Consider the following 20,560-nt stretch of genomic DNA (forward strand, 5'->3'; position numbering starts at 1 on the left):
GTTCGCCAACTCCGCCAAGACCAGGGCGAGGCTCGCGCTGATCGGACGGTTGGTGACGAAGCTGAAACGGAAACGATCGGCGACATGCTGCGCCGAGGTCGCGGCGACCATCTTGGCGTAGCGACCCGCAAAGCCCGCGATCGTCTTGGCCAAACCGCTGGCCGTCCAGGGCACATCGGTTTGGAGCGTCGAGTGCTTGAGCTGAACGTACTGGATGGCGGACGCTTCCTGAACACTCTCGGCCCCGAAATAGAGGCCAGCGTCGATGATTTCCTCGCCATCCTCGACAGGCGCCTCTGGCGCCTCTTCTGTCGAGGGCCCCTCGATCGTAACGGCGACCAGGTCGCTTTGGCCCGGAAGCAGCAGGAGGCATTGCCTGGCGGCCCAAAGATAATGGAACTGGTCGCCTTCCCGGCTGGCGCGCACGGGACCTATTCCTGACATTCCTACCCCTGCGGCATCCGAAAGGAAGCTGAGCGCCTCATGCGTGTCGCCCCTCGAAACAGCAACCTAAGCTGATCCACCCTCAACCGAGTCGCCTCAACACGATCATGGCGCTCGACGTCAGTTTCGGTCGTCGCACAGCGCGGAGCGCGCGAGTTACTGCAACTGCGCCGGCGCCCTGCCATTAAGCTCGGCTACCCGCCGTTCAACCGACGCGGCCTTGTTGAAGACATCGACGGCGTTCTGGGTAAACCAGCCCTCAGTGACGATCGGGCTCGATGTCATATTGGCCATCTCGAACTGGGTCGCGCGTCGCTCGGCCACAACGATCATCACGCTTTGTAGGTTGAAGACCGCCGCCGCCAGGGTCGGATCGTCTAACTCCGACACCTTCAGCTCGCTCAGCACCTTCATCGACAGCGTCAAAGGCCCCTGCTCTTCCAGCGCCACGAAATTCTTGAGGCTGAGGCTCTTGCCCTCGACGGCGCGCTGGACCGCTTGGAAGGATTGTAGGACCCATCGCGCGCTGGAGGCGGCGTTTTCGTAGATCCGCCTTTTGGAATCCTGGGCCTGCCGCGTGATGAAGCGTTCCTGGAGCCAGGCCGCGGCGAAGACCGCGGCGGCGGCGAAGATGGCCTGGGCCCAAGCCGCCACCGTCGAGCCCAACAGGCTGTTGTCCTTGGCAGTGGCTCCGCCGAGGAAATAGCCAGCGATCGCCACGGCGACCATTAACACAAGAACGGGGCGAGACGGCTTGACCATGCTCCAAGCTTGGCCGAACAGCGTTCGCAAATCCACCCTCGCGCTGCCGTCGGTCAGGAACGCCTCCACCCGACGCTCGGCGGCGCGAGCCGATGCCGGCCTCAGCTGGTAGCCCATCGCTTCTGTCTTGCGCCCTCATCGGAGGCATCGCTCCATACGGTTGGATGGAAGCGTAACGCGACCTATAGTAGCGCTTGCATAACTTGGGGTTCGGCGGATGAATCGGTTCTTCGATCTGGAGGAATGGCGTCGCGGCTATCCGAGCCGCGCCTATGCTCGTTTGGATGATTTGGAGCCGATCGTTCAGGACGGTGAAGACGACCTGACATTCGTGTTCGACGCCATCGACGCAGACTGGAAGGGCTTTGAAGCCGACAGCCCTTTCGACCTAAGCGATCCAACCCTCGTCGAGCGCACTCGAACTCGATGGAAACGTCACTTTGGTGGCGGCGGCGACGGCTTCGACGGGCCTGACCCTTACGACGAGGTTCCAGTCTATCGGATCGAATTCTCTCTCGCCCGCGACCATCGATGGTTCGAGGCTACGCCGCGAACCGAAGAGCCCTGGGTCACGCTCAGCTTGACCGACGAAGAAACCGACGTTCCCGCCCTGGTCTATGGCGGCTTATTCGCGCCGCCGACCCGGGCTTTCTTGCACCTGACGCCGAAGCGCTCCGCGCCATCGGCCGCTTTGGACGCCCTATTCGATATGAAGGATTGGCCCACAGCCGATCTGGAGGCATTGGAATACGCCTTGCGGCCCGCGTGCCAAGTGGAAAGCCTGGTTTGCTTTGACATCGGTCAAGGTTCGGCTTCGGCCCTGGTCTGCCAGTGCGGCTTTCCGATCTACTATTTCGACGTCGGATGCGGCTCAGGTCGCAATGCGCCGACCGCACCGGCGCGGGTGGACTTCTGCACTTGCGAGAAGCCACCGGTCATCCTTTCCCACTGGGACACCGATCACTGGGCGGGCGCACATAGGCAAACGGCGCTGCACGCCAGCACCTGGATCGTTCCCCGCCAGAAGATTTCCACGAGCCACACCCTGCTGGCGAACGATATCCTCAAGGCCGGCGGCTCGGTGCTGGTCGTGGATTCCACCTTGCCCCCGATCCAGTGGACCGTCGGGACGCAAAGCTACGACCTACGCGTTTGCACGGGTCCTGGACGGAACGGCAGTGGCCTTGCCCTTGTGGTCACCAACCACGCGTTCGATACGCCCCCTTCCTGGATCCTGACCGGCGACGCCGCCTACAACTATCTTCCCCATCCCACGCCAAGGCACATTGTGGGCCTGGTCGCACCACACCACGGCGCCGATATGGGCGCTTCGAGCACGCCCTATCCACGTCCCGCCAGCGGTTATGCGCGCCTTCTCTACTCGTTCGGTCCAGACAACGCCCATGGCCCGAAGAAACCGCCCACGCGTCATCCCACCAGCGCCGCTGTCCAGGCCCACGCGGCAAAGTCATGGGATCACGGCGTATGGACACCTTCGACAGCTGCCATGGCGGTGGCCACCGCCGATGTCCTGGCGACGGCCACGCACACGACAACCCATTTGGCGGGCGCGGCTGCCACCTGGGACGGTGCGGCCCCGCCGCTGGGCCATCTATCCTCCTGCCCCCACGCCCTACCGGTGACCCAATGGTGAGGACTTCATTGAATGGCCTATGACGTTCACGGCGCCCTGGCCGACCCGGCAAAATCCAAGCTGTTCGCGGAACGGTTCTTGAGCGGATATCTAGCGCCCGCCTTTGGCGCGCGCTCAAAGACCGAGATCGACTTGCTGGTCTTCGAGGCGCTGGTCGTCGCCGGAGCCATCGATCCAGAAGGCCCGATCTACGACCTGGCCAGGACATTCAACGTGCCGCCTTCCAAGGCCCGTAACCTCGTCATGAACTGGCAATTGCGTACCGCCGGCGACGAAGCCGCGCTCAAGATCAAACTGATTGCAGCGCTGAGCGCAGTTCGGTTCGCCAAGGACGGAACACTGCTGACCTTCGGGGTGGAGAGCCCTTTGGTTCGAGAAGACATCATCGCCCGGCTCAAGCGCCGAGGCGTGTTCGCCGACGCCTCGTTCTCGCGTGAGCTGGTCAGGCTACCGGTCGAGGCGTTCGTCGATTTCCTTGATGATCTGATCGACGCGGACACCAAAGCTGCGGTGAAGGCCCGCTTGGTCAAGGACAAGCAACTACCAGACAAGAGCTTCAAGGCTCTGGCGACCGGTGTTTTGAGTAAGCTGGGAGAGAAGGTGGCGGGCAAAGCGGGCGAGGCGTTCGCCGACCAAGTTGTCGATGTCGGCGGCGCCATCGTCAAACCGGCCGCTGAGCGCATGACCGCCTTCTTGGTCGGCTTACTGCAAAAGGACATCAATGCGGCTGTTGGTGCAGTGATGAGCGGCGAATACGCCGCTCCCTAAGGGCGTTTGTCGTCCTTCGTTTTGCCGGAGCGCCTGGGCTTTCGGGCCGCCGACGTTCGGGTCGGGTTTCCGACGGTCGGCCGCAGATCGAGTATTTTCCAAGCCAGCGCCTCGCCCTCCGGGCTCAGTTCGGGCGGATTGATCAGCTTACGGGCCAGCGAAAGAGCGGCGGCAAACCCGAGTGCGAAGGCGCCCCAGCCAATCGCCATACGCATCGCCTGCATTTCAAGCGTGCCGGCGCCCGCCCCAACAACGAAGCTCCATCCCCAAGCTCCGACAAGCACCAACGCCGCAGTGGCCGACAACTTCAAACCGCCGCTGGCGCGAAGGCGCACGCCCTGCGATTGGGCTAGGCCTAACGCCACGAAGCGCGCCAGATAGCGTTGCGCTTGGAGGTTCTCTCGTTGCTGGCTCGAGGGCCGAAAACTGTCGAGGAGCCATCGCCACAGCGGCGCCGGAGGAACAGGAAAGCCTCGCCCAGGCTTGTGCCAGGACCGGATCAGGCGATCGAAAGCCAGGGCTTCGTCCGGGCGCATTTTCTTGGCGATATCCAGGAGCTTCAGACGATCATGACCGCCTTGACGCATCTCGTCCAAGGCCGCCAGCCAGATGGTCGCCAATTCCTCATCTTGCGGCTCGACCATCGAGACGCCTTCGGCCCATTCGACGAATGACGGCTGCGCGGCCGCATCCCTGAGCCCCTCTTGCCCTAGTCGTCGTTCGGCCTCCGCCGCATGTCGCCAAAAGTTGCCCAAGCGAGCCGGGTGTAATGGCGCGAAGAGATGTTCGATCCACGCATCGGCAAACTTGCCAATGGTCGTGACCGACGGCTTGAGCAGCGCATGACGCAGCGATTTGTCGGCCAGGACTGCACCAGTCAGGAGAAACGGTTCTAGTCCCATGCCAATCGCCCCAGATAGTAAGATGAACCGAGCTATAGTTGGCGGCGCCACTCAGCGTTTGGCAATAAAAAAGTTCATGTTTTGTTCAATGCCGCATTAACGCAATGGTGGTCGGCCCAGCGCGCCTTCTCAGGAGAGATCTCAAGATCCTGAGGGGCTGAACCGCAGCGCCGCCCTACTTCTCGGTCGACACTGTGAGCGCGCCCGCACCGTCGGCATGGACAACGATGTCGCCATCCCAGCCAGTCGAATAGATGGCTTTGGTGACTGTGTAGCTCACCGGCTTGGTGTTCTGGGCGGTGAACCCCAGCTTGCCGACGCTGGGCCGGCTCGTGTTCACGGCAGCCTGAAGACGATCGAGCACCGCGACCCTTGGATGGCCATGGTCCCAGGCGGTCCAGTCTTCCTCCACCAAGGGATCTCCCGCCGAAATCACGACGGCCTTCGGGGTAGTCGCGTTCAGCAATTGCGGCGTGGCGCCATTCTCAGCCCCGTGGTGGGGTAAGAACAGGACATCCACGTCGAGCAGCGGGGTGTCGCCGTAGCGCGCCACCAGATCACGCTGGCCTTCGACTTGGAGATCTCCCAGGAACAGGAAGGACGTCACACCGTAATCGATACGCAGCACGAGGCTGTGGTTGTTGGGATTGCCATTGGCGTCCTTGCTCCATCCGGCCTGTGGGTCGCGACCGCCCGAGAGCGCCGTCACCTTCGGCTTGATCCCTTCGCAGACCAGCGGGTCGATGCCCTTGTCGGTGAAACCCTTCTTACGCTGGGCGGCGGTAAGCCGACTGAAGGTGACCTCGTTGACGTGCCTGACCCGATCGCCGGTGTAGGTCGAGGCGAGCTTCTTGGCGATCGCCTTGGAGCCATCGCCGGCGATGCGCCCGTCGTCCACGAAGACGCCGAAATCATAGACCGCATCGACCTTGAGCATGGAAAGGTCGTGATCGATGTGCGGGTGGGTCAGATAGACGCCTGCAAAGCGGCCGCCCAGGCTTTGGCGCGCCGCGAAGTAGGATTGTAGGTAGTCGAGAAGATGGTTGGTGTCGGCGTCCGTCCGGCCGCCAGCGTCGATCAAAAGTGTGCCGCAAGGCGTTTCGAACAGCGCCGCGGCGCCTTGATCGACATTGATCACATGCAGGGCCACGCCCTGCGATCCGACCGGCGCCGGGACGGCGGCCTGGACTGTGATCCCGACCGACAGCGACATCGCCAGCGCTGCGATCCAAGAGGTTATGCGGGCCACACCCACCTCACGTAACAGCGTTTACCAAACACTACCACAGGCAGCGCTACTGTGAAGCTCATCCGCGCGTCGAGTTGCCGGCGCGGGGCTGTACCTCGGAAGATCCAGCTCTTGCGGCCCGACGCTTGGGCGGATCTGCGGCGTTTAACGCCCGCCGCAGAACAATCGGATGTCGTCAGTTTGGCAGGGCGGCCGATCGAAGGCGTTCCGCATGGTCGAACATGCACGCCGCCAGCTCAAAGCCTGTGGCGCGAAGCTCTATTTCACAAGACAAGGCATGCCTCGCAAATACATGCGCCAAGGCTTCAAGCTCGTCGGGGTTTGATCCGTCAATTTCGGCGGCGACAATTTCGGCCACGACTTCGTCAAGCTGCATGCGCTCGGCAGCCGTCATGCCGCTCAAGATCCATGCATATTCCTCGTCGGTGGGGAGTCGCATCGTCAAAGCTCGCCTTACGCCAGACCTGATCGTTGACCGGCGAGATGTCGCGCGCAATCCCGCAGAAATCGGGTGCTGGCCTAGCGAAAACGGCGACGAAAACTCCCGTTTCGCTAGCCGATCTTCGTCAGCAGGCCTTCACATCGTGGCTTGAGTTCGCCAAGGCTCGGATGGGCCTGGAGCCAAGCTCCAAACGCCAAGATCTCCGCTTCATGGCTGGCCGTCCAACCTTCGCCATGGATCAAAGCGCTATAGAGCTGTTGGATCTGGCGACGTGGGTCGGGCGCACTGGCATACCCGCGCAGCAGCCGCCGAGCGGTCACGAGCGCCTCGGCGCGGGTGGTCTTGAACACAACACGAGTCCCAAGCTTGCGGAATCGGCAACGGCCGCTTCCAGCGGTCTAAGGGGGGAGAAGATTCATGGCCAGCGCTGTCGCGAACCAGCGTTGTGACGGTCAGAAACTGTTGCGTCGTTCCGCCGGCCCTGCCCGCTTTAGTTGCCACGAGATTTGCGACCGCGCGTGAAGCCGCGATCGCTTTCCATAAAGCGCCCCACCATCGGCACGATCAGCTTGCCGGGCTCAGCGACCTTGGAATTGGTCTCGGCCGCCAGTTGCTTGCCGTATTCGATTAGATCGCGGTGCATGACGACGCCATCGACGGTGCGCATGGCCACGAGGTTGGGCGCGGCGCACTGCAACTCGCGCAGATCCTCACACAGGATCACGCGGTCGCCGCTCTCAGAGACCTTGGCCAGCAGCGCGTTGACCAGGGTAGTCTTGCCGCTCGAGGTCGGTCCGGCCACGAGGATGTTGCGGCGTTCGCGTACGGCGCCGGCCAGGACCTCCGCCTGGTCGGCGGTCATCACGCCGGTGTGGACATAGTCATCAAGGGAAAAGATCTGCCGCGCGGGCTTGCGGATCGAGAAGGCCGGCGCGGCGACCAGCGGCGGCATCAGGCCCTCGAACCGCTCGCCGGTTCCGGGCAACTCGGCCGAAAGGCGCGGACGGCCGGCGTGAATCTCGGCGTCGACATGATGGGCGACGAGACGCAGAATCCGCTCGGCGTCGGCCGGGGCTACCGACAGTTCGGCGTCGACCAGACCCGCGTCGAACCGGTCGAGCCAGACCCGGCCATCCGGATTGACCATCAGCTCGGCGACGCCGGGATCGTCAAGGCGCGCCAGCAGCAGCGGCCCCAGCGCCGAGCGCAGCATGCGCTGGCTACGGGTCAGTTCAACGGTGGTGTCGGGCTGGTCCATGTCGGTCCCCGTGGTTCACGAGGACGACTAAGAAGACCGCGTTTTGGCCGATCTCAACAGCCAATTGGCGATCGGAAACTCCAGGAAAGACAAAGAAATCGGCGAGAAGCTCAGATGGCGCCTGGGCGCTCCAGAACGCTGGATCGCTCGCCCAACGGATAAGCACGGTCGGTTTAGGCGCGACGTAGCGCCATAAACGGAACTTGGCCTCCATCCAGGAACTGGACGTTCAGCGCTGGGGCGAAAAGGCTAGGCCTCTGCGAGTAGTCGCGGTGCAGCGGCCAAACAGCCCCGTCCGATTCTGTCGTAACAGTGAGCCAGATTTGATGTCTCGTCATCGGAAGACGCGACCATGATGGCGATCAATTGTAGTCGCGTTGGTAGCGTCTGTTGTTCCTTTCGCGTACTCAATCCGCCCCATTGGTGCCTTGGGCGGGACATCTACGAGTTCGACATACTTAAAGACGGCGCGGGAACCGGCTGGAGCGGAGTGCGCTCCTCGCTGCAATGATCCTGTGATAGCGTCAAAGGAGATTCTGCGCGCGGCCGCAGGTTGGTGACATGGCACGAAGCGATCTGCTGATATCTCTGGTCCGGGCCGGCGCGGCGGGCGATCGTTCGATGCTGACAAGCACCGTGGAGGCGATTGTCGCCGAAGAGAAGTCACGCAGCCACCATGTGCTGGCGGACCGTCTAGAGCGGGCCCTGCAATCGGTGCCGGTGACCAATTCGGCGGAGCTGCGCCGCAGCAACACGGGAGGCCGCGACTTCGTGATCGAAAGCGAAGCGCGGATCGAGCTGGGTGATCTGATCCTGCCCCTGCCGGCCAAGCGCTTGAGCCAGCAACTGATCCAGGAGCAGCTGCGCGCCGACCTGCTGCGGGCTCAGGGCATGCAGCCGCGTCACCGGATCCTACTGTCGGGGCCTCCGGGAAACGGCAAGACCTCGCTGGCCGAAGCAATCGCCCAGGCCACTGCCCTACCGCTGTTGACCGTGCGTTACGACGCCCTGGTCGGCGCCTATCTGGGCGAGACGAACGCAAGGATGGCGCGCCTGTTCGAATATGCCCGCGCCACCCCATGCGTGCTGTTCTTCGACGAGTTCGACGCCGTCGGCAAAGAGCGCGGCGACGTGCATGAGACTGGCGAGATCAAGCGCGTGGTCTCCTTCCTGCTGATGCAGCTAGATCAGCTGCCCAGCTATGTCGTCGCCATCGCCGCCACCAATCACGCTGAGTTGCTCGACCGCGCGGTTTGGCGTCGCTTCCAGCTCCGGCTCGAAATGCCAAGGCCTGATGCCGCCGGCCGGGCAGTGTTGGTCTCCCGCTTCATGGACGCCTGGCCCGAACCCACCGGGCTTTCGGCGGAAAGGGTCGCCCAGAAATTGGGTTCAATCAGCTTTGCCGAAGTGTTCGAGTTCTGCCAAAACGTGCGTCGTAGGCATATTCTCGCTCAGGGTGGTGAGTCGCTTCGGCAGGTCTTGAGCGACGAGCTGTTGTTGTGGGGGTCCCGAGTGACCCCGGAGGGACATGGCGAAACGTCCGATCCGCCCGCTCCTGAGGCTCGACGACCCAGCCGGCCGCGCGCGGGTGACAAGGGTCGGATTTCCGCGCCCAAGGCTGATCCCGACCGCTGAGCAACTGCAGAGACCGGCGGGTCAGCGCCTTCAACGCCTCGCTCAAATCCTGACACCCGGTGCTGACGCGCTCCAGCTTAAGGCGGACCCAGCCGGCATCGCCCCCGAGCGTCTGCTGGTGTTTGATCTGACGGCTGATGTCAGCGGTTTCATGCGCGCGGCGACACGGGTTCCCGGCCTGGAATTTGTCGGAGCCGACGAGCTCGAGGCCCAGGACGGCGATCGCGATCCAGCGCTCTATCTGATGATCCCCGACGCCAGGGCGTTGACTCAAATGGTCAGCCTATGGCGTCAGCACGCCGCCGGACGCGCTCTGCCCCAGGGCTTTGCGCCCTGGCGCGACCTCTTCCTGCAGATGAAGGATCTGCGCGCCTGGGGGCCGCAGGACCGGCTGACACTGGAGGACCGCGCGGTGCTGGCAGAGCAGCGCGCCGACGCCCGCGGTTTGGTAAGGATCGAGTTGGAGCTGGTTTACCGCGCCGAAGCCCACGGCGTGCAGGCTCAAGCGACCGCCGCGGTAGCCGCGCGCGGCGGCACCGTCATCGCCTCTACCCGGATCGACGGCGCGCGTTACCATGCCATGCTAGCCGATGTGCCGATCGCGGAAATCCAGGCAATCCTGGCGCGAGGTTATGAGGGCATTGTCGCCTCTGAGGCGGTCATGCACATCCGGCCGCAAAGCGCCGTCCATCTGACCACCTTCGAGGCGCAGGACGGTGGGGCCGTCGCCGGCGAAGCCCCTCTGCCTGATGGCGTGCCGATCGCGGCGATCTTTGACGCCGTACCAATGGCGTTGCACCCTCAACTGGTCGGGCGTCTATCAATCGAAGATCCCTTCGGCCTGGAAGCTCGAGCCGTTGGGCCACGCCTGCACGGCACGGCCATGGCCTCGGCCGTTTTGCATGGCGATCTTTTCGCCCCGCAGCCACCGCCGCTGACCCGACGCGTCCATTTCGTTAATGTAATGTTCGCCCCGCCGCAGATCGACGACGACGAGCGCTTCCCAGACCGCCTGCCCGCCGACCTATTTCACGAAGCGATCGTTCGGATGAAGGCCGGACCTGATCCCACCGCGCCGGGTGTGATCATCGTCAACGCCTCGCTTGGGGATCGCAATAAGCCGTTCGCCGGAAAGATGTCGGGCTGGGCCCGCGTCGTCGACTACCTATCCCACGCCTACGGTGTCCTTTTTGTGATCAGCGCCGGCAACCATGGTGGCGACCTGATCAACGATGAGGTCAACACGATCGCCTTCGAGGATTTGGCGCCGCTCGAGCGCGCCAAGCTGGCCTTGAAAGCCAGCGGCTCGGCCATGGCCTATCGCCGGGTCCTGGCTCCGGCCGAGTCGATGAACGCCATCACGGTCGGCGCGCTGCATCGCGATAATGCGCCGGTCGGGCCGCTGCCGGCGTCCACCTTCGATGTCTGGAGCGAGACGGGGTTATGCACCGTCTCCAGCGCCCTTGGTCCTGGTCAGGGTGGGGCGGTCAAGCCGGATATCCTAGCGCCCGGTGGGCGCCATCACGTCAGATTGCTGCCTGCGGGGGCGGGTCACGCCCTGCGTCCAATGGGGAAGAACGCCGGCACCTTTGGCGGCATTCTCGTCGCTGCACCGCCGTCTGCGACCAATCCCATGGCGACACAGGCGCGGTCGATCGGCACCAGCGTCGCGGCGGCTCAGGTGACGGGTCTGGCCTGTCGCGCCCACGAGGCGCTCGAGGCGGTCTACGAAGACTTCCTAGATATTCCCTCAGCCCATCGCGCTGTCCTGCTCAAGGCTCTGCTGGTGCATTCGGCCAAATGGACCGAGGCCCGGGATCTCATCGTCCAGACCTTGGGGCCGGCCAACGGCCGGCTCAGCGTTCAACAAAAGGACAATGTCCGCCGCTTCCTCGGCTTTGGCGCGATCGACGGCGAGGTGATCCTGGACTGTACAGACGATCGCGCGACCCTTTGGAGCGTAGGCCGGCTCAATTCTGATCAAGCCCACACTGTGCGCGTGCCGCTGCCGGTCGCCATGGTCGGCAAGGCCGCGCCTCATGAGGTGGCGGTGACCGTCGCCTGGCTGGCGCCGCCACGCATCGGCGCGCCGAAATATCGTGGCGTCCAGATCAAGATGATCGAGCCTGCAGACTCGGCGGCGGCGCTGGCGGTGACAGCCGGCGGGCGTCAGCCTGACTACAATCAGATCCACAACGGCACGGTTGTTCACCGACGTTGGGAAGGCGACAGGGCAGCCGTCTTCGGCGAGGACGCCACCTTCGACATTGTTGTTCAACGTCAGATCGACGACGTAATCGACCCGACTCCCTATGCCGTGGTGGTCACCTTGAAGATGGCTGGTGTGGCCGAAATCTATACCCAGGTCCGAAACCGGCTCGCCATCAAGCCGCCGATCGTCGTGCCGGCGTGACGAAGCGCCCTGGGTAGGTGGGGTTTCTATGGACGACCGACAAGACGATTCCGAAGCCGTCGATATTACTGAGATGCTCGGCTTGAGCCTTTGGATCGCTAGCGCTCGCTCAGCTTTCGATCCTTCGCCGGTGGCGGCAGTCGCCAGCGAAGGCCCCTAGGCGTCTCGTCGCCGGTCTGGGCAAGGCAGCGGAAGCGACCGCTCCTGTCGCATCAGCTTCCCAAGATAAGCCAAGTTTAGGTTTGGGGTAGACGATGACGAAGCCACGCAATGAACAGGCGGTTTTTCAGGACCTGGAGACGCTGTGTCGTAGTCCCGGCTACGTCCATGTGGTCGCGCACTTCTGCTTTCGCGATAACCTCGTCCTCTACCAGGGCGACCTGCGTCCCGACGATATGCAGAACCTCTATGGCGACACGGGAGCCGACGACATGACGACCTATCCCATCCGCATTCCTCGCCAGACCTATAGCGGGCGGGATCCGCGAAAATTGGACAAAGCTCGAAACTACGATCGCGCCGTTGCCCGGATCGAAGCCCACCTCAACGCCGAGCTGGCCAAACTGCCCGACGACACGATCCGCGTCTTTCTCAGCGCCGAGGTTGCTCGCGAACTCCACGAAGATCGAGACTTGGTCTACGAGATCATCTTCAGCATCGATTGCGGGCACAACGGAGTCACGCTTTGCAAGGGCGATTTCGGGCGCGCCCGCACCAAAGCCATCGCGGATCCAGCCGGATAGGAGCCTCCCGAATGCAGCGGCATTCCCCAGCGGTGGGTGACGAGACCGAAACCTTCAAGCTGACGCTGGAAGACCGGGCTCGTATCAATCGGGTATTCAAGCTGGCGGACGCGTGGCGCAGCCCGGAACCAGTCCTCGTCGACGGTGTGTACATCGATCTCTCCTGCGACGTAGACAAGGAGATCTGGAAACCCTTGCACACCCTCGGAGCCTACGGAGAACGGCAATCGCTCTACGGACCCGAGCTGATTTTCCCGTGGACGCCGCCCCCGGTGCGCGCCTTCATGGCTGAGCGCATCGAGGTCATCGACGTCGCGGCGGGAAGCGTCATCATGATCAGCCTGGTCCGCACAGCTCAACTGAAGACGCCTTACGCCCAGTTCGGCGACGACGATGCGCACAAGGGCAAGCAAGCTCACCTCGTCGTCGTCCATCCCGACAAGCGCGTAGAGCCCGTCTCGCGGCCCCTCGTGCTGCTCAGCGAGGAGGCCACGGACGCCTATCTCTTCCTGGACGACTACCGGTCCGCCTACCACACCCTCCTTGCTCGCCTCGGTGCGCGCGCGGGGATCGACAATCTGGATGAGCTGGTCGATGAGCCATTAGAAGCTTGGCCCAAGTTTTCACCCAACCTTTCTCAGACTTATCGCCGCGCGATTCTGGCGCTGCTCGAAGGCGGGAAGACCTACGATCACGAACCCTATGTCGCGTTCGGCTACCTGATGGCCAGGGCTGAGGCCGAGGACCGGCTGCTGGCTCCAGCGCTCCGAGGCCTCCAGGCAGATGAAAAGAACGCCCGGTTCAAAGCAGGTAAACGGCAAAAGAGCCGCGCAGAAACCGAGAAACTTCGGGTGATCGCCAGGGGCATAATCGTACAGGATCAGCAAATCTCGCTGTCGAAGTGCGCGCGTATGGTCGAGGAGGAAATCAGAAAAGACCCCAGCTGGTCCTTCACCTCGGACGACAAGTGGATCACGCGGCACATCCGGGAGCTGTTCGAGCGGCGCGGCGACAGCAAGGAATATCGCCCCCGCCGCGATCTTGTGCGGTTGGGCATGACCCAGGAATAGGGGGACATGCAAACGGTCGTGACCTGCGCCCGGTCGCAAAATCCTTCAAGCAAAAGGCCCTACCTGAAGGATCCATGCATGACGCCAGAACACATCACCGCCTTTGCTACACTGGTCACCGCGATCGCTGGCTTGGTCTGGGCCGCGCGACGCAGGCCCTAGGCTTGGGCGAACGACCTTCCTTCGTCCCACCCCCAGGTCGTCAATGTCGCCCACCACTTCGCCGCGCCGGACGCGATTTGAAAGGGGTACGGGATACCCTGAAAGCAGCCATTTCGGACTTCCCAGATGAGTCAAGAGCTGCCGTTGGAATGCCGCCAGAAAGGCGACATTCAGCCGCCAAGCGCAGAGGCGAGATCGACCCGTTGCAGGCCTTTGGGTTGCCTGAATGGTGCGGCATGCACGACCTCCCGCCCATGGTCGCGCGACGGGCGAATTGCGCGCCAGACACGCGCCGAGCTAGCACCCTAAGTGGACTGACGGTGAGCTTCATCATACACCGATAGTTGACCCGCCAAATTGAACAGCTAGCGGTGAGGGCAAAGTCAACGCATGCGAGCCGCGATCGCCAAGGCACTTCCCGATACTGAATGCCGGCAGCACACGCTTTGCGGTGGCATCGACAATCCGATCGACCCGGCGGCGCTATGGAACCTAGCTCAAGGTATGCAGCCTAGCGAGAGCGTGACGCGCGATGTGTACGTCTTCTTTTGCGAGGCGGTCTCAAACGTTCGGCATCACGCATATCCCAACTCCGCCGATCGTTCGGCGTGGCTTGGGTGGGAAGCGACCGTTCGGGTCGATGCCGATCAGAAACTCGCCGTTTTTACCGTCCGCGACCAGGGAGTCGGCATCGCGAATTCTGTCCGTCGCGTCCCTTGGCTTCCGGAAGGCAGCCCGGCAGACCTGATCCGGTTAGCTGCATGTACTGAAGACGCGCCCCATGACGGGCCATGGCGCGGCAGGGGCCTTTCGGGAATGGTCGGCGTTGTTCAACGGCGCCGGGGCTGTACGTTCGATATCCAAAGCTCCGGCTTTCTCGTGTCGTTCAGCGCCGACTCGCCGATGGGGCGGGTCAGCAAAGCCAGCAGCGGCGTTGGCACGACAGTTTCGTTCTCCGTGCCCCTCGACAGCGACATGGGGGGCGGCTTTGGGTAAGCCCGTTGTCGTCAATGTAGCTGACAAGTTTGGCCGGTTTGCAGCTGGCCGATACCGTTCGGACGGCCCCTCTAGCGGCCAAGAGTTCCGCGAGGAGATCGCCGAACCTGCCTTGGCCGGTGGTGCTGATGTCGTTTTGAATATGGACGGGATGCTCGCATTCCCGGCTTCGTTCTTGGACGAGGCATTTGGCGGTCTGGTCCGCGAGGCTATTAGGCAAGGCGAAGATGCGCAGGCGCTGATCGCGCGGATCACGATCGTCTCGTCCGAGGATCCCTTTGTCGCCGAAATGGCGCGCCGCTGCATGATGCAGGCAATGAAGAACTACCGGCCATGACGAGCCAGACTCTCAAAACGTCTGCGGCGTCGCGACAGGAGGGCAGCAAACCGGTCACGACGCCCGCGAGCCAGCCGGAAACTGAAGGCGCTCGCCTCAGCAAGCTCGATGCGGAAACCGAGTCGCTCCGCACCAAACTCGCTGTCCAGCAAGGCCGGCTTGACGAACTCAGCACGAGAAAACCCCCGCCGCCCGATCGCCTAGGCCCCATCATCAGCGGTAGCGGCGCGGCGATTGCTCTGACCGGGTTCTTCGTCGTCCATTACTTCAGCGTCCGTCGCCAGCGCCGGGATGAGTTTTTCAAGCGCGTCCAGGACTGCCTTACGATCCTGGAGCGGATCGGACGCGAGGCCCCGAAGGTCTGGCGACGACCGGGAAAGGACAAGGATGCGCAGGCATCGCTCGAAATCCTACAAGCGGACATTGACGCGCTGACGCACAGGCTGGCGCTGCTGCACCGCCTGCGCCCGCAGTTCAATGTCCAGGCGCCGCTGATCGACCTAACGCTTGAGGCGACATTGGACGTCGAGGGTTTGAAGCGTGAAGCCGACCCCGCGCGCGCCGAGCGTACGCGTCAACTCGCTCAGGGCTTGGGGAAAGTGATCATAGAGCAGTACGACCAAGTCTACGAATGAGCGCCGGCACCGGTTCCCAGCGGCATTCCAGGGTCGAACTCAGACAGATCTTGACTGCGGAACCGGATTGGAACAAAAGTGGAACAATGCGGCCATTCGCCATCACGTCGCGCATCAGGGCATGAGGCGAAATCCCAAATCTATTGGTATGGATTCAGCGCGCGTCAGTCGCTAGACGTTCGGCGAAACTGAATGATGGCGCTGATCCGCGGTGGCGACGAGTAAAAGAAGAGCGCGCCGCGAACGCGGAAGGGCAAAGGAGGATGCGGCGCTTCGCCTGCGGTTTCCTGCCCATCGCTTTTTCAAGGGACCGGCGCGCCTAGCGATCAGTGAGCGCGATTTGGCCGGGTTGCTCGAGGCTCTTAGCGCTTTTGAGGTGTTCGCGCGGGCTGATACGCAGCCGGTCTTGTTAGACCTATACAATACTAACCACATCGATGTGGCCGCGTGTGTCATGCTGGCCGCGTCGATGCAGCGGTGCCGGTTGGAGCACGAACTTCAGATCGATGTCCGGATGCCGCGCAACGGCGCAGCCCGCTTTGCGCTGGCCGCCTTCGGTGTCGCCGTTGATGACCGTTTCGACGAGATCAAGCTTGAGGTTATCGCGCCTCAGGTGATGAAGGTGACCTCTGGAATGAGAGGTGACCCTTCTCCTGGCGCGCGGACATTCCAGGTCGCGAAGCTGGCGGAGGGGTTGTTTGCGGATATGAAACTTGCTGACCGGGTTCATGCAGCGCTCAATGAAGCGGCCGACAATGTGCTATCATGGGCCTACGGGGCTGGGCACGATGAGCCCAACCCTGCTGAACGCTGGTGGGTCGCGGGGTTGTTGATGAATCGCACGGCTACCTTCGTCGCGCTCGACCACGGCGCTGGCATTCCAGCCACGGCGCCTCAGAATATCTGACGTGACCCCCTGAAACTCCTCCAGGAATAACTAGAGTCCGCCCCAGGAAAGGGACGGACGAATGAAGCGATCACGGTTCACGGAAGAACAGATCATAGGGATCCTGCGTGAGCAGGAGGCGGGCGTCCCGGTGGCGGACCTGTGCCGCAAGCACGGGCTCAGCTCGCCGACCTTCTACAAGTGGAAGGCCAAGTACGGCGGGCTGGACGTGTCGGAGGCGCGGCGGCTAAAGGCGCTTGAAGACGAGAACGCCAAGCTCAAGCGGATGCTGGCCGACGCGATGCTCGACAATGTCGCGCTGAAGGATCTGCTGGGAAAAAAGTGGTGACGCCCGCCGCGCATCGGGAGGCCGCAGCCTATCTGCGGTCGGCCTACGAGATGAGCGAGCGGCGGGCGTGCCGGGTCCTGGGCGTGGATCGCAGCAGCGTGCGCTACCAAGCCACGCGGCCCGACGACGGTGTCCTGCGCGAGCGGCTCAAGGCCCTGGCCCAGGAGCGCCGCCGGTTCGGCTATCGCCGGCTGCACGTGCTGCTGCGGCGCGAGGGGCACGCGGTCAACAAGAAGCGGGTCCAGCGGCTTTATCGCGAGGAGAAGCTCACCGTGCGCCGGCGCGGCGGACGCAAACGGGCGGTCGGCACGCGGCGGCCCCTGGAGGTCCCGCTGACGCCCAACCAGCGCTGGAGCCTGGACTTCGTGTCCGACCAGATGACCGACGGCCGCCGGTTCCGGATCCTGACGGTGATCGACAACTGCACGCGCGAGTGCCTGGCCCTGGTGGCCGATACCTCGCTGTCAGGCCGGCGGGTGGCGCGTGAGCTGGACGCCATCATCGCCCAGCGTGGACGTCGGCCCGACACCATCGTCAGCGACAATGGGACCGAATACACGTCCAACGCTATCCTGGCCTGGACCGACGACAGCGGCGTGGGCTGGCACTACATCGCGCCGGGCAAGCCCCAGCAGAACGGTTACAACGAGAGCTTCAACGGCCGGCTACGCGACGAACTGCTGAACGAGACCCTGTTCCGGTCGCTGCCGCACGCCCGCGCCGTGCTGGAGACCTGGCGGCGCGACTACAACGAGCACCGGCCCCACTCCAAGCTCGGCTGGATGACGCCCAGGGAGTACGCCAGCGCCTTCTGCGGAGAGACCGGCCGGCACGCTGCGCAGGCTGATAGCTCCGCGCACCGGCCTCTTGCCACCCACCAACACCAAGGCTCAAATCAACCCAGGACTCTCGTTATGGCTGGATGAGAAATGGGGGTCACGTCATATCGGCGACGCTCTTTCGGGCCTACTTAAGTCGATGATCCAAGACCGCGACTGGCGTCCGATCAACGCTAAGCCCACCGATTCTCAAATCCTGCGCGCGACGATCCAACAACGGCGGACGGTCAGTGGTCTGGGTGAGCGCGGAAAGGGCCTCAATAACATGATCGCCCTGATCGACCTTTTTCCGTCGGGTTTCATCAATATCTTTTCGGGTGATGCCGTCTATGCGTATCGCAATCCGGCGGCGAAGAACGGCGAGAAGGAATACTGCGTCCCATTGGGGTTCCAGTTTCCGGGCACGCTTATTATCTGGCAGCTAAAAGCGTGACGAGTGGAGACGAGATTTTGAGATGTTGGCAGCAATGACAACAACTATTCGATTGGCGGCCGACTTTAATCCTTTCCCGTTCGGTCGTTATCCGTCGCACGGCGACTGGAACGGGCAGCGCTTTCGCGACGAATGGCTCGTGCCGGCGCTTAGAAAGGGCGAACCCGTAGTGGTCGATCTCGATGGGGCGAGAGGCCTTTCGCCATCTTTCCTCGAAGAAGCGTTTGGCGGCCTGGTGCGTGTAGGTTTCGCAGCCAAAGATCTCCTCAACCAGATCCGCATCAAGTCGGACCGCGATCCTTCGTTCATAGACACCATTCAGGGCTATATTCGCGACGCGAAGGCCGCCTGAGGTATGGCCACTCCGCTCGAGGCGCTATTTGCTGCCAGCCTGGGTCTATTGGGCGGCTTGGTAGGCTCCGCCACGCTGGAGCGCCTCAAGGCGGGCGTGGCCTCCTTGGACATCGAACTCGTTCGCCTGGAAAGCTTCGAAGACGATCTATTCGATGTTTTTGCGTTGGCGGCGGACCATGCGGACCGTAGCGCGATGCTGCGGCAGCTGAACGGCCGTCGGCGACGGCTCGGCCTTAACCTCAAACGCAAGATCGCAGACAGCACCGCTTATCAGGCGTGCAAGGCAGAGTTGGTCAAGTTGGATGGTTTCTTGGCCAAGGCGGAGGACGCCGTGGCCCTCGACGATGAATTGGAGGGCTCGATCGAGGCTTCGATCCGCCGCCTTCGCAATCAGGTCAAGCACTCCTCGCGCACGGCGCGGGCCTTTTCGCTTCTACGAGGCGACGGTTAAACACTTCGTCGCATTGTGCTTTGTAGCCGTCTAACTTGACTGGAGCCGGGTGCCGCCTTCAGTTTTCCCCTTCCGGCTAGATGAATCGGCGGCAAAAATCTTGAGTGAAACTCCGCCGCCCGGCGGCGCGGCCATATTCAGCGGCGCGCTTGCCGATATTGTCTTGAACGATAGGCCTACCACGCCCAGGGCCGAGCTCGTCACACACGTGTTCGAGGGCCCTTCCATCGTTCCCGAGCGACGCGTGCGGGACCGCCTGGGCAATCCTTACAATGTCGTACGGGCTCCGGCGGTGTTGAACTACCGTCACGGCTTGACGGCTCTGACGGGTTTCCTGACCAAAATCCGACGAGGCGTTCTCCGCCGCGATCGACGCGTCTATGTGGATCTTTCTGCATGCGTCTCGATCGACATCGTCGCTTGCATGTTGCTGACTGCCGAGCTCCAGCGCTGCCACAGTCTGCGACCAGGCTCGATCGCCGGTTGCGATCCGGCTGCGTCGGGAGCCTTGGAGGTTCTCTCTCAGCTTGGGTTTCACCGGCAGCTGAACATCCGCGATCAAGTGGGCCCGCCAGCCGACTGGATCGCGACAATTCGATCGGCTGCCACGACCCAAGAAATGGGACCGCTGATGGCGGAGGTCGCGGATCTTTCGCTCAAGGCCTGGGGTGACAGGGCTTTCACCAACCAGATCCACGCCGCGCTCAATGAAGCAATGACGAACGTCATCATGCACGCCTATCCTGACGTGGAGGTTGATCAAAGCGCTTGCCTGCCTGGTCAGTGGTGGGCGGCCGGCATTCTCGATGTCGAAAAGAACTCGGCCTGGTTTTTTGCGTTGGACCAGGGTGTCGGTCTCCCGCGCACTGCGGTGAAGAACTACTCAGGCCTACTACGGAAGTTTGATATCGACCCTCTGAACCCTCCCGATCACTTGATCATCGCCGCAGCGCTGAAGGAAGCGCGCACCCAAACCGGCCTTGATCAGCACGGCAAGGGGCTGACCTCGATGGTGCGGCTCATCGACGAAAAGGCTGCAGGCGGATCGATCCAGATTATCAGCCGACAGGGGGAGCATATCATTGTCAAGAATCCGGATCATCCTAACGCACAACTGCGCCGGGTTGAATTTGGCCGGCAACTAGAAGCCGAGTTGCCCGGAACCTTAATTGTGTGGAAAGTTAATGGCCCTAAGGGTCGTTGATGCTTAGCCAGGGAGGCGCTTCATGACGAAAGTAGTGGACGTTGCCACTCAGTTCGACCGGTATCCATTTGGTAGATACCCATCGCATGGTCCCAATAATGGTCAGCGGTTTCGAGAAGAGTTCCTGATCCCCGACCTCCAGCGCGGCGTGCGTTTGGTAGTTGATCTTTCGCACGCGGAGGGGCTGGCGCCGTCGTTTCTCGAAGAAGCGTTTGGCGGCTTAGTCCGAGCGGGCTTCTCACCGACCGAGTTGAAGGATCTCTTGGACCTGAAATCGGAAGTAGACCCATCTTTGATCGATGAAGTGCAAACCTACATCGACGATGAGTGGCGTCGCAGGGCCAACAGTCAGCATTGATCAGAAATAAAGGCCGACGCTGGCGACCTGCGCCGGACGGGCAAGGCGGCTAATTAATGCCGCGCAGACTCCGCCATGAGGTAGATCGGCGGGGCCGCCAGCGCGTCAAGCTTGCCACCCGCGAGCCGACCTTTCGAGGGTCGGGGATGCGGGGCAGCGCCATTTTCTGACATCGGCGCGGCTGCAGAAACGCGACGTTCAGTAGAGGGGCGTCGT

At 62.6% G+C, this 20,560-nt stretch carries 22 protein-coding genes; 16 read left to right on the forward strand and 6 right to left on the reverse strand.

The window, feature by feature from the left end; translation table 11 throughout:
• Positions 1 to 600 precede the first annotated feature (600 nt).
• Positions 601 to 1,323 (reverse strand): hypothetical protein, encoded by a 723-nt coding sequence (locus CSW62_RS25095; protein ID WP_099582495.1) that lies wholly within the window; start codon positions 1,321 to 1,323, stop codon positions 601 to 603.
• Between the two features lie 100 nt (positions 1,324 to 1,423).
• Here CSW62_RS25095 and CSW62_RS25100 point away from each other — a divergent pair, with 100 nt between their 5' ends.
• Positions 1,424 to 2,860 (forward strand): hypothetical protein, encoded by a 1,437-nt coding sequence (locus tag CSW62_RS25100; protein WP_099582496.1) that lies wholly within the window; start codon positions 1,424 to 1,426, stop codon positions 2,858 to 2,860.
• Positions 2,861 to 2,872: 12 nt separating this feature from the next.
• A complete protein-coding gene (locus tag CSW62_RS25105; protein WP_099582497.1) occupies positions 2,873 to 3,628 on the forward strand; it encodes a hypothetical protein in 756 nt (251 codons plus the stop codon).
• Here the strand turns inward: CSW62_RS25105 and CSW62_RS25110 are convergent.
• The 5 genes from CSW62_RS25110 to CSW62_RS25130 all read right to left on the reverse strand — a co-directional run bounded on the left by CSW62_RS25110 (position 3,625) and on the right by CSW62_RS25130 (position 7,434).
• Positions 3,625 to 4,530, reverse strand: a complete 906-nt coding sequence (locus CSW62_RS25110; RefSeq protein WP_099582498.1) for a hypothetical protein — start codon at positions 4,528 to 4,530, stop codon at positions 3,625 to 3,627. The genes CSW62_RS25105 and CSW62_RS25110 overlap by 4 nt on opposite strands.
• A 175-nt stretch (positions 4,531 to 4,705) precedes the next feature.
• Complete coding sequence (locus CSW62_RS25115; protein WP_099582499.1) at positions 4,706 to 5,743, reverse strand: ComEC/Rec2 family competence protein; 1,038 nt, start codon at positions 5,741 to 5,743, stop codon at positions 4,706 to 4,708.
• A 211-nt stretch (positions 5,744 to 5,954) separates the two neighbouring features.
• On the reverse strand, positions 5,955 to 6,218 hold the full coding sequence (locus CSW62_RS25120; RefSeq protein ID WP_099582500.1) for a hypothetical protein: 264 nt from the start codon (positions 6,216 to 6,218) through the stop codon (positions 5,955 to 5,957).
• 113 nt (positions 6,219 to 6,331) lie between these two features.
• The gene (locus CSW62_RS25125) at positions 6,332 to 6,571 is read right to left on the reverse strand and encodes a hypothetical protein (RefSeq protein WP_099582501.1); all 240 of its coding nucleotides are present in this window, start codon (positions 6,569 to 6,571) and stop codon (positions 6,332 to 6,334) included.
• Positions 6,572 to 6,711: 140 nt separating this feature from the next.
• Positions 6,712 to 7,434, reverse strand: coding sequence for an ATPase, T2SS/T4P/T4SS family (locus CSW62_RS25130; RefSeq protein ID WP_099582604.1), 723 nt, complete (start codon positions 7,432 to 7,434; stop codon positions 6,712 to 6,714).
• A gap of 606 nt (positions 7,435 to 8,040) precedes the next feature.
• Here CSW62_RS25130 and CSW62_RS25135 point away from each other — a divergent pair.
• From CSW62_RS25135 to CSW62_RS25195, 14 genes are all read left to right on the forward strand, one after another.
• Positions 8,041 to 9,114 (forward strand): AAA family ATPase, encoded by a 1,074-nt coding sequence (locus CSW62_RS25135; protein WP_099582502.1) that lies wholly within the window; start codon positions 8,041 to 8,043, stop codon positions 9,112 to 9,114.
• 118 nt (positions 9,115 to 9,232) lie between these two features.
• A complete protein-coding gene (locus tag CSW62_RS25140) occupies positions 9,233 to 11,527 on the forward strand; it encodes a S8 family peptidase (RefSeq protein WP_199170749.1) in 2,295 nt (764 codons plus the stop codon).
• A gap of 254 nt (positions 11,528 to 11,781) precedes the next feature.
• Positions 11,782 to 12,270 (forward strand): hypothetical protein, encoded by a 489-nt coding sequence (locus CSW62_RS25145; RefSeq protein WP_099582504.1) that lies wholly within the window; start codon positions 11,782 to 11,784, stop codon positions 12,268 to 12,270.
• A gap of 11 nt (positions 12,271 to 12,281) precedes the next feature.
• On the forward strand, positions 12,282 to 13,340 hold the full coding sequence (locus CSW62_RS25150) for a hypothetical protein (protein ID WP_099582505.1): 1,059 nt from the start codon (positions 12,282 to 12,284) through the stop codon (positions 13,338 to 13,340).
• Between the two features lie 552 nt (positions 13,341 to 13,892).
• On the forward strand, positions 13,893 to 14,498 hold the full coding sequence (locus CSW62_RS26485; protein WP_158235506.1) for an ATP-binding protein: 606 nt from the start codon (positions 13,893 to 13,895) through the stop codon (positions 14,496 to 14,498).
• Entirely contained in the window at positions 14,491 to 14,835 is a 345-nt protein-coding gene (locus tag CSW62_RS26490) for an STAS-like domain-containing protein (protein WP_158235508.1), read from the forward strand. Before CSW62_RS26485 ends, CSW62_RS26490 begins: the two co-directional genes overlap by 8 nt.
• Positions 14,832 to 15,470: a hypothetical protein gene (locus CSW62_RS25160; RefSeq protein ID WP_099582507.1), complete on the forward strand. Its 639-nt coding sequence runs from the start codon at positions 14,832 to 14,834 to the stop codon at positions 15,468 to 15,470. The genes CSW62_RS26490 and CSW62_RS25160 overlap by 4 nt, the downstream gene beginning before the upstream one ends.
• A 340-nt stretch (positions 15,471 to 15,810) precedes the next feature.
• Positions 15,811 to 16,377 carry a hypothetical protein gene (locus CSW62_RS25165; RefSeq protein WP_099582508.1) on the forward strand — a complete coding sequence of 189 codons (567 nt, stop codon included), beginning with the start codon at positions 15,811 to 15,813 and terminating at the stop codon, positions 16,375 to 16,377.
• 61 nt (positions 16,378 to 16,438) lie between these two features.
• A protein-coding gene (locus tag CSW62_RS25170; RefSeq protein WP_099576098.1) for an IS3 family transposase occupies positions 16,439 to 17,631 on the forward strand; the annotation gives its coding sequence in 2 pieces (ribosomal slippage) (positions 16,439 to 16,697 and positions 16,697 to 17,631; 1,194 coding nt in all).
• A 52-nt stretch (positions 17,632 to 17,683) separates the two neighbouring features.
• Entirely contained in the window at positions 17,684 to 17,977 is a 294-nt protein-coding gene (locus CSW62_RS25175) for a hypothetical protein (RefSeq protein ID WP_099582509.1), read from the forward strand.
• Positions 17,978 to 17,999: 22 nt separating this feature from the next.
• Entirely contained in the window at positions 18,000 to 18,329 is a 330-nt protein-coding gene (locus CSW62_RS25180) for an STAS-like domain-containing protein (RefSeq protein WP_199170750.1), read from the forward strand.
• Positions 18,330 to 18,332: 3 nt separating this feature from the next.
• On the forward strand, positions 18,333 to 18,782 hold the full coding sequence (locus CSW62_RS25185; protein ID WP_099582510.1) for a hypothetical protein: 450 nt from the start codon (positions 18,333 to 18,335) through the stop codon (positions 18,780 to 18,782).
• A 49-nt stretch (positions 18,783 to 18,831) separates the two neighbouring features.
• Positions 18,832 to 19,986 carry a hypothetical protein gene (locus CSW62_RS25190; RefSeq protein ID WP_143324478.1) on the forward strand — a complete coding sequence of 385 codons (1,155 nt, stop codon included), beginning with the start codon at positions 18,832 to 18,834 and terminating at the stop codon, positions 19,984 to 19,986.
• 22 nt (positions 19,987 to 20,008) lie between these two features.
• Positions 20,009 to 20,344 (forward strand): STAS-like domain-containing protein, encoded by a 336-nt coding sequence (locus tag CSW62_RS25195; protein ID WP_099582512.1) that lies wholly within the window; start codon positions 20,009 to 20,011, stop codon positions 20,342 to 20,344.
• Positions 20,345 to 20,560: the final 216 nt, after the last annotated feature.

The sequence above is a fragment of the Caulobacter sp. FWC2 genome, assembly GCF_002742625.1.
Lineage (GTDB): Bacteria > Pseudomonadota > Alphaproteobacteria > Caulobacterales > Caulobacteraceae > Caulobacter.

Bases quoted from the DNA above. Each gene is read 5' to 3' on its own strand.
- CSW62_RS25095 (WP_099582495.1), bottom strand. From the start codon at position 1,323: ATGGGCTACCAGCTGAGGCCGGCATCGGCTCGCGCCGCCGAGCGTCGG.
- CSW62_RS25100 (WP_099582496.1), top strand. From the start codon at position 1,424: ATGAATCGGTTCTTCGATCTGGAGGAATGGCGTCGCGGCTATCCGAGC.
- CSW62_RS25105 (WP_099582497.1), top strand. From the start codon at position 2,873: ATGGCCTATGACGTTCACGGCGCCCTGGCCGACCCGGCAAAATCCAAG.
- CSW62_RS25110 (WP_099582498.1), bottom strand. From the start codon at position 4,530: ATGGGACTAGAACCGTTTCTCCTGACTGGTGCAGTCCTGGCCGACAAA.
- CSW62_RS25115 (WP_099582499.1), bottom strand. From the start codon at position 5,743: ATGTCGCTGTCGGTCGGGATCACAGTCCAGGCCGCCGTCCCGGCGCCG.
- CSW62_RS25120 (WP_099582500.1), bottom strand. From the start codon at position 6,218: ATGCGACTCCCCACCGACGAGGAATATGCATGGATCTTGAGCGGCATG.
- CSW62_RS25130 (WP_099582604.1), bottom strand. From the start codon at position 7,434: ATGCTGCGCTCGGCGCTGGGGCCGCTGCTGCTGGCGCGCCTTGACGAT.
- CSW62_RS25135 (WP_099582502.1), top strand. From the start codon at position 8,041: ATGGCACGAAGCGATCTGCTGATATCTCTGGTCCGGGCCGGCGCGGCG.
- CSW62_RS25145 (WP_099582504.1), top strand. From the start codon at position 11,782: ATGACGAAGCCACGCAATGAACAGGCGGTTTTTCAGGACCTGGAGACG.
- CSW62_RS25150 (WP_099582505.1), top strand. From the start codon at position 12,282: ATGCAGCGGCATTCCCCAGCGGTGGGTGACGAGACCGAAACCTTCAAG.
- CSW62_RS26485 (WP_158235506.1), top strand. From the start codon at position 13,893: ATGCGAGCCGCGATCGCCAAGGCACTTCCCGATACTGAATGCCGGCAG.
- CSW62_RS25160 (WP_099582507.1), top strand. From the start codon at position 14,832: ATGACGAGCCAGACTCTCAAAACGTCTGCGGCGTCGCGACAGGAGGGC.
- CSW62_RS25175 (WP_099582509.1), top strand. From the start codon at position 17,684: ATGATCCAAGACCGCGACTGGCGTCCGATCAACGCTAAGCCCACCGAT.
- CSW62_RS25180 (WP_199170750.1), top strand. From the start codon at position 18,000: ATGTTGGCAGCAATGACAACAACTATTCGATTGGCGGCCGACTTTAAT.
- CSW62_RS25185 (WP_099582510.1), top strand. From the start codon at position 18,333: ATGGCCACTCCGCTCGAGGCGCTATTTGCTGCCAGCCTGGGTCTATTG.
- CSW62_RS25195 (WP_099582512.1), top strand. From the start codon at position 20,009: ATGACGAAAGTAGTGGACGTTGCCACTCAGTTCGACCGGTATCCATTT.